Source organism: Acidisphaera rubrifaciens HS-AP3, from assembly GCF_000964365.1.
Taxonomy (GTDB): Bacteria; Pseudomonadota; Alphaproteobacteria; order Acetobacterales; family Acetobacteraceae; genus Acidisphaera; species Acidisphaera rubrifaciens.
The window spans coordinates 1-7,942 of record NZ_BANB01000287.1 but is presented as its reverse complement, the minus strand read 5'-3'; the positions used below and the strand labels follow the sequence as shown (position 1 = coordinate 7,942).

Annotated in this window: 8 protein-coding genes; 3 read left to right on the top strand and 5 right to left on the bottom strand. The window is 71.2% G+C overall.

The genetic code is table 11. The annotated features are described in order from the left end of the window. Nucleotides 1-142: 142 nt before the first annotated feature. Nucleotides 143-1,981, top strand: coding sequence for a dihydroxy-acid dehydratase (gene ilvD, locus B8460_RS09615; protein WP_048861377.1), 1,839 nt, complete (start codon nucleotides 143-145; stop codon nucleotides 1,979-1,981). 55 nt (nucleotides 1,982-2,036) lie between these two features. After that, nucleotides 2,037-3,956 carry a potassium transporter Kup gene (locus tag B8460_RS09610; RefSeq protein ID WP_084623431.1) on the top strand — a complete coding sequence of 640 codons (1,920 nt, stop codon included), beginning with the start codon at nucleotides 2,037-2,039 and terminating at the stop codon, nucleotides 3,954-3,956. Here the strand turns inward: B8460_RS09610 and B8460_RS09605 are convergent, their stop codons facing one another. The 5 genes from B8460_RS09605 to B8460_RS09585 form a co-directional block, all read right to left on the bottom strand. Continuing rightward, nucleotides 3,957-4,889, bottom strand: a complete 933-nt coding sequence (locus tag B8460_RS09605) for a retroviral-like aspartic protease family protein (RefSeq protein ID WP_048861376.1) — start codon at nucleotides 4,887-4,889, stop codon at nucleotides 3,957-3,959. Between the two features lie 5 nt (nucleotides 4,890-4,894). Continuing rightward, on the bottom strand, nucleotides 4,895-5,845 hold the full coding sequence (locus tag B8460_RS09600; RefSeq protein ID WP_048861375.1) for a 3-hydroxyacyl-CoA dehydrogenase NAD-binding domain-containing protein: 951 nt from the start codon (nucleotides 5,843-5,845) through the stop codon (nucleotides 4,895-4,897). Between the two features lie 16 nt (nucleotides 5,846-5,861). Next, nucleotides 5,862-6,380: a protocatechuate 3,4-dioxygenase subunit alpha gene (gene pcaG / locus B8460_RS09595; RefSeq protein WP_048861374.1), complete on the bottom strand. Its 519-nt coding sequence runs from the start codon at nucleotides 6,378-6,380 to the stop codon at nucleotides 5,862-5,864. A 2-nt stretch (nucleotides 6,381-6,382) separates the two neighbouring features. After that, on the bottom strand, nucleotides 6,383-7,081 hold the full coding sequence (pcaH, locus tag B8460_RS09590; protein ID WP_048861373.1) for a protocatechuate 3,4-dioxygenase subunit beta: 699 nt from the start codon (nucleotides 7,079-7,081) through the stop codon (nucleotides 6,383-6,385). A gap of 74 nt (nucleotides 7,082-7,155) precedes the next feature. Further along, nucleotides 7,156-7,584 carry a GFA family protein gene (locus B8460_RS09585; RefSeq protein ID WP_048861372.1) on the bottom strand — a complete coding sequence of 143 codons (429 nt, stop codon included), beginning with the start codon at nucleotides 7,582-7,584 and terminating at the stop codon, nucleotides 7,156-7,158. Nucleotides 7,585-7,736: 152 nt separating this feature from the next. Here B8460_RS09585 and B8460_RS09580 point away from each other — a divergent pair. Then, nucleotides 7,737-7,942 (top strand): nucleotidyltransferase family protein (locus B8460_RS09580; RefSeq protein WP_048861371.1); only part of this gene is annotated, 206 nt, incomplete at its 3' end.

Genomic DNA, 7,942 nt, shown 5'->3' with positions numbered 1-7,942 from the left:
GGATCGGCGTCGCGGGCGAAGAGCGCGCCGGCCGGCCCGGCGGCGCACAGCCCTGCCCTGCCGCCACGCCCTCCCCCCGCCGCCGCTGCCGCGCTACTGTGTGAGCGGCGCAGCTGAATAACGATCAACCGGAGGATCGCCGATGCCTGCCTATCGCTCACGCACGACCACCCATGGTCGCAACATGGCCGGGGCGCGCGCCCTGTGGCGGGCGACGGGCATGGGCGACGGCGACTTCGACAAGCCGATAATCGCCATCGCCAATTCGTTCACGCAGTTCGTCCCGGGCCACGTCCACCTGAAAGACCTCGGCCAGCTCGTCGCCGGCGAGATCCAGAAGGCGGGCGGCGTCGCGAAGGAGTTCAACACGATCGCCGTCGATGACGGCATCGCGATGGGCCATGGCGGCATGCTCTACAGCCTCCCCTCGCGGGAGCTGATAGCCGACGCGGTTGAATACATGGTGAACGCCCACTGCGCCGACGCGCTGGTGTGCATCTCCAACTGCGACAAGATCACGCCCGGCATGCTGATGGCCGCGCTACGCCTCAATATCCCGACGGTGTTCGTCTCCGGCGGCCCGATGGAGGCCGGCAAGACCCGCACCGGCGCGACGGTGCGCCGCTCCGACCTGATCACCGCGATGGTCGCCGCCGCCAACCCGGAAGTGTCGGATGCCGACATCGCGGCCGAGGAACGCTCCGCCTGCCCGACCTGCGGCAGCTGTTCGGGCATGTTCACCGCCAATTCGATGAACTGCCTGACCGAGGCGCTCGGCCTCGCGCTGCCGGGCAACGGCACCGTGGTCGCGACCCATGCCGATCGCCGCCGCCTGTTTACCGAGGCGGGCTGGCTCGCCGTCGATCTCGCCCGGCGCTGGTACGAACAGGACGACGCGACCGCCCTGCCCCGCACGATCGCCAGCAAGCGCGCGTTCGAGAACGCCATGTCGCTCGACATCGCCATGGGCGGCTCGACGAACACGGTGCTGCATCTGCTGGCCGCCGCGTATGAGGGCGGCGTCGACTTCAAGATGGCCGATATCGACCGGCTGTCACGCCACGTGCCGAACCTGTGCAAGGTCTCGCCCTCCGTGCTCGACGTGCATGTGGAGGACGTCCACCGCGCGGGCGGCATCATGGGCATCCTCGGCGAGCTTGACCGCGCCGGCCTGATCGACCGCAGCGTGCCGACCGTGCACGCGGCGACCATGGGCGACGCGCTCGCCCGCTGGGACGTCATGCGGGCCAGCAGCCCCGACGTGCGGACGTTCTACAGCGCCGCGCCCGGCGGCGTGCGGACGACGCAGGCATTCAGCCAGGACAGCCGCTACGAAAGCCTCGACACCGACCGGGCCGGCGGCGTGGTGCGCGACGTGGCGCACGCCTTCAGCAAGGACGGCGGTCTGGCCGTGCTGTACGGCAACATCGCCGAGGACGGCGCGATCGTGAAGACGGCGGGCGTCGATGCCGCGCTGCTGACCTTTTCCGGACCGGCGGTGATCTTCGAAAGCCAGGAAGCCGCGGTCGAGGGCATCCTCGGCGGGAAGGTGCGCGCCGGCGACGTGGTCGTGATCCGCTACGAGGGGCCGAAGGGCGGCCCGGGCATGCAGGAGATGCTGTATCCGACCAGCTATCTGAAGTCGAAGGGCCTCGGCAAAGCCTGCGCCCTGATCACCGACGGGCGGTTCTCCGGCGGGACGTCGGGCCTGTCGATCGGCCACATCTCGCCGGAAGCGGCCGAGGGCGGCGCCATCGGCCTCATCGAGCCGGGCGACCGCATCGAAATCGACATCCCGAACCGCGTGCTGCGGGTCGCTGTGGACGAGGCGACGCTGGCGGCGCGGCGGGCGGCCCGGACGACGTGGAAGCCCGCCGCGCGCGAGCGTCAGGTATCGGCGGCCCTGCGGGCGTATGCGGCGCTGACGACCAGCGCGGCCCGCGGCGCCGTGCGCGACCTCGCCGCCAACGGCCTCGGCTGAGGCGCACCGAAAAAGCGGACTTGTGCCGGTGCCATGCGCACCGGCATGAAGCCGCATGACCGAAAAACTGGACGCGCCGGCAGAAGCGGCGCCGGAGCCCACCCATCGCGCCCAGCCCGCCGATGCCCGCCAGGGCCTCGCCACGGCGGGGCTTGCCGCGCTCGGCATCGTCTACGGCGATCTCGGCACCAGTCCGCTCTATACGCTGCAGACGGTGGTGCAGGCGGCGGGCGGCCATCTCGACGCGCCGACCTTGCTCGGCATCCTGTCGCTGCTGTTCTGGACGCTGATCGTCACCGTCTCGATCAAGTACTGCGTCTTCGTCATGCGCGCCGACAACCATGGCGAGGGCGGCATCCTCGCGCTGATGTCGCTGCTCGGACCCGGGCGGCTGCGGGGCCTGTTGGTCGGCTGCGGCCTGTTCGGCGCGGCGCTGATCTATGGCGACGGGGTCATCACGCCGTCGATCTCCGTGCTGAGCGCGCTGGAGGGCGTCAACGTCGCGACCAGCGCGCTCAAACCCTATGTGCTGCCGGGCGCGGTGCTGATCCTGCTGGTGCTGTTCGCGGCCCAGCCGCTGGGCACGGCCGCCATCGGACGGGCGTTCGGGCCGGTGATGCTGGTCTGGTTCATCGTGATCGCGCTGATCGGCGTTGCCGGCCTGATCGCGCACCCGGCCGTGCTGGCGGCGGTGGACCCGCGCCATGCCGCGACCTTTCTCGCGGCGCACGGCTTCGCCAGCCTCGCGATCCTGGGCGGCGTGTTCCTCGCCATCACCGGCGGCGAGGCGATGTATGCCGACATGGGGCATGTCGGGCGCCGCCCGATCCGCCTCTCCTGGTTCGCGATCGTGCTGCCGGCGCTGCTGCTCAGCTATGCCGGACAGACGGGCTATCTGCTCGACCATCCGGACGCGCAGGGCAATCCGTTCTTCCAGGCCGCCCCGTCATGGTCGATCTATCCGTTGGTCGGGCTGGCGACGGTCGCGACCATCATCGCCAGCCAGGCGATCATCACCGGCGCGTTCTCCCTCACGCGGCAGGCGATGCAGCTGGGCTGGCTCCCCGGGTTGCGCATCCGCCAGACCTCGGACCAGGAGTATGGCCAGATCTACGTGCCCTTCGTGAACTGGGCGATGATGGCCGGCACGATCGCCATCACGGTCGGCTTCGGCAGCTCCGACCGGCTGGCGGGCGCCTATGGCGCCGCCGTCTCGACGACGATGCTGCTGACAACGGCGCTGCTGTACGACGTCATGCGCGGCCGCTGGCGTTGGCCGATCATCGCCGCGGCGCCGGCGGCGCTGGTGTTCCTGTTCGTCGATCTCGGCTTCTTCGCCGCCAACATGCTGAAGGTCGCCGATGGCGGCTGGGTGCCGTTGTTGCTGGGCGCGGTGATCTTCCTGCTGATGACGACATGGCGGCGCGGCACGCAGGCGATGCGCGAGCGCCTGGCCGAGCTGATCGCCGAACCCGATGCCTTCACCCGCGGCCTGACGGAGCGGCACGTGCCGCGCAGCCCGGGCACCGCGGTCTTCCTCAGCCGCTCGCCCGCGCCGGTGCCGCCGATGCTGACGCGCCATGTGCGCGACATCGGCACGCTGCCCGAGACGGTGGTCACCCTGACCGTGGTGTTCGAGGAGATCCCGCGCGTGCCGCATGACGAGCGGACGCAGGTCGAACAGATCGGCGAGCGCTTCTGGCACATCACCGTGCATTTCGGCTTCATGGAGGTGCCGAGCCTGCCGGCGGCGCTGGCCGCCGCCCGGGAAAAGGGCTGCGACATCGACCTGCGCGAGGCACGGTATTTCGCGGCACGCGACGACGTGGTGGCGCTGCCGCGCGGCCAGAAGCGCATGGCGCCGTGGCGGCGGGCCATCTTCGCGTTCATGCTGCGCAACGCTCTGCACGTGGTCGACCTCTTCGCGGTGCCCCGCCGGCGCTATGTCGAGTTCGGGCGGCAGCTGGACATCTGACTACCCGCCCGGGGCGGAAGCCGCGCGGATGAAGACGCGCCGGTCGCGGTAGTCGATCCAGATCTCGTGGCTGCGCAGCCAGTCGAGACCGAGCAGCATGTCGGCGCCGGTGGACGCCGACAACGCGCCCACCACGAGCGCCGGGTCGCGCCACACGACGCCGCCCACGTCGAGCGTGGCGAACCGATGCACGCGGGTTTCGTCGACGACGCCCCCCATGCCGCTGGTGCGCGCGCGCGGGTCGTGGTCCATCCGCGCGACGGTGACACCGGCCCGCGCGGCCGCCGCCCGCGACACCAGCGATTGATTGGCGCCGCTGTCGATCATGGCGTGGAGGCGCGTGCCATCCAGCGTCGCATCCACGATCACCCGGTCGCGCCCCGCGCGGAACGCGGGCACGGACACGTGCGCGCCGGGCCAGGGCACGTGATCGTCGCCGCATCCCTGCGCCCGGTAGAGCGTCAGGCGCCGCCCCGGCACGTCGAGATCGACGTCGAACTGGCTGAGCCAGTCGGCGCCGATCAGGCCCGCCGCCTGATAGCCGGCGAGGCCGAGGGTGGGCAGCGGCGCCACCGCGTAGCTCTGGTCCAGCATTTCCATGCCGCCGACGCCGAACGATTGCAGCAGCGCGTTGCGGCTCGTGACGCTGCCGTCGTTGCCGTTGATCGTCGTGCTCGCATGCGGGTCGCGACCGAGGCCGAGCGTCCGCACCGCCGAGGGCGTGACGAGGGTCGTGTCCGAGCCGGTGTCGATCAGCATCGTGACCGGCTTGTCCTCGATCGCGGCCGGCACGGCGAGATAGCCGCGCTCGTCCGCAAGCTGGACATGCGCGAGCGCCCGCACCTCGCAGCGCCCGGCCCCGCCGTGGGACGCCGACGCCGCGCAACCGCCGAGAGCGGCGGCGAGCAGCGCGGCCAGGATAGGCGGTCGCACGACGCCTACGGCAGCACCGTCGCGGCCTTCAGCGCCACCAGACGCACCAGCAGCGCATCGCGCGCGCGCTGCATCGCCTCCGGGTCGGTCGCCGCGAGGGCGTCGTCGATGCCGGCGACGGTCTGCGCGATCAGTTCGGGCGACATCTCCACCTGCCCCTGCTCGCGCCACATCGCCGCGATCGACGGGCCGAGATGGTCGAGCATGTAGCGCATGCCGCCCGCGCCGCCCGACAGATGCAGGTTCATGAACGGCCCCAGCAGCGCCCAGCGCAGGCCGGGCCCGTGCGAAATGGCCGCGTCGATGTCCGCGAGGTCGGCCACGCCCTGTTCGAGCAGATGCATCGCCTCCTGCCACAGCGCCGCCTGCAGCCGGTTCGAGACGTGGCCGGTGATCTCGCGCTTCAGCCGGATCGGCTTCTTGCCGATATCCGCATAGAACCGCAGCGCCGTGTCGACCGCCGCCGGCTCCGTGCCCGTCCCGCCGCACACTTCGACCAGCGGGATCAGGTGCGGGGGATTGAACGGGTGGCCGAGCAGCACCCGTTCGGGGTGCGCGTGGCACGGCGCTTGGAGCACGCTCGGCATCATGAAGGACGAGGAGGAGGCGATCACGACGTGCGCCGGTGTCGCGGCGTCCATGCGGCGATACATCGCGGCCTTGAGATCGGCCCGCTCCGGTCCGCTCTCCTGCACGAAATCCGCCGACGCCACCGCCTCCTCGATGCTCGCCTCCCAGCGCAGCCGCTCGGGCGAGGCACCGGGACGCAGCCCGATCTGTTCCAGCGTCGGCCAGTAGGCGGCGATGGTCGCCCGCAACCGCGCCTCGGCCTCCGGCGCCGGGTCGTGGGCCCGCACGTCGAGCCCCGCGGCGAGGAAGCAGGCCGCCCAGCTCGCGCCGATCAGGCCGGTGCCGACCACCGCCACGGTCGCGATGGGGGGGTGCGCGTCCGTCATGCCATTGCCTTGTCTTCTAGAGATCGAGGAACACCGTCTCGTCCGCGCCCTGCAGACGGATGTCGAGCCGCCAGGCCGCGCCGTCCGGCTGCGCGATCAGGGTCGCGCGCCGCGCCGGCGGATCGATCGCGCACAGCAGCGGATCGTGGTCGTTGAGCGCCTCGCCCGCGAAATAGGCGCGGGTGAACAGCGGGCGCAGCAGCCCGCGCGCCATGATCGCGAGCAGCACGTGCGGCGCCTGCGTCGCGTTGCCGCGCCCGCGCACCGGGCCGGGGCGCAGCGTGGTGAAGCGCCAGCCGCCATCGGCATCGGTGCGGCAGCGGCCGAAACCGGGAAAGCGCGCATCGGCCGGCGGATCGCTCTGCCACAGCTCGACCGCCGCATCGGTGACCGGCGCGCCGGCCCCGTCGGTGACGCGCCCGTGCAGCACGAGCGGCGTGCCCAGCGCGCCGAAGCGCAGCAGATCCGACATCTCCGGATGTTCGATCAGATGCCAGTACGGGCCGATCGTCTGGCTGGCCGTCGCCGGGCGCATCGTCACGCCTCCATCGGCGTCGCCAGCCGCCCGCGCAGCACGATGTCGAACCGGTAGCCGAGGGCGTAGCCCTCCTGCGTCAGCCCGATGTCGAACCGCGAGACCAGCCGCGCCCGCGCCGCCGCATCCGGCACCGCGTGATAGATCGGATCGAGGTCGAGCAGCGGGTCGCCGGGAAAATACATCTGGGTGATCAGACGCTGCGCGAAGGCGCTCCCGAACAGCGAGAAATGGATATGGCTCGGCCGCCACGCGTTCGGATGGTTGCCCCACGGATAGGCGCCGGGGCGGATGGTCACGAAGCGATAGGCGCCCTCGGCGTCGGTGAAGACGCGGCCCTCGCCGCGGAACGCCGGATCGAGCGGCGCGTCATGCGTATCGCCCGGATGGTTGTAGCGTCCCGCCGCGTTCGCCTGCCAGATTTCGACCATGGTGCCGGCAACGGGGCGCCCGTCCTCGTCGGTGACGGTGCCGGCGACGATGATGCGCTCGCCCATCGGCGGCGTGCGCCCGGTCGCGGTGAAGTCGGCCATCGGCGGAAAGTGCGTCGGGGCAAACCGCGGGCCGGTGGCCTCCGTCACGGTCGCCGGCAGCGCCACGAGCGCCTGCGACGGGGCGCGGGCATGGGTGCTGCGATAGGGCGCGTGGGCATAGTCCGGCTGCGTGCCGGGCAGCGGCGGGCGGAAGGTTTCATCGGTCATCGCATCCCCTCCGCCCAATCCTCCTGGTCTTCCCTGCGGCCGATCGCTGCGGCCGATCGGGACCGGTGCCTACCCTACTCCGGCAGGGTCTCGCCGGAGCCACCGAACTCGGACGGGAAGTCCTTCATCTTCGGCAACCCGTCGCGCACGGGCAGGACCTTCTCCGAATAGAAGACGTGCACCGCCGGCTCGAACTTCAGCGTCGGGATCGTGGCGGCATAGACATCGACCATGTTCAGCGGCGGATGCTGGGTGAACAGGTGGCCGCCGCAGGTCTTGCAGAACTGCCGGTGGCTCATCTCCGTCTTGTGATACTCGCCGATGTTCTCCGCGCCACGGGTGACCTTGAGCGCGTCGGGGCTCCACAACGAGAAGGCATTGAGCGGGGATGCCGACCACGACCGGCAGGATTCGCAATGGCAGTAGCCCATGGCGACGGGCGCCCCCGTCACCTCGATCTCCACGGCACCGCAGAAGCAGGCGCCCTTGTAGGTTCCGGCCACGTTGTCCCTCCCTCGTTCTTGGTGTGGTGCCGATGGCCCACCGGCACCGTCTCCCTGCGCTACCACCGGGTGGGATGGCGGGCAAGCCGGCGCCGGCTTGACGGCAGAGGGCGCGGCCCGGATCAGTCGCGCATGACAGCGACGGGGCGCCGATGACCGGGACCGAGCAGCGCGTGACGATCCGCCAGGCGGTGATCCTGGCCGGCGGCCGCGGCAGCCGGCTCGGCGCGCTGACGGACGCGACGGCGAAGCCGGTGCTGGACGTGGGGGGCCAGCCGTTCCTGTTCTGGCCGATGCGTGAACTGCAACGGTTCGGCGTCGAGCGGTTCGTCGTGCTGACCGGCCACGCGGCGCCGGC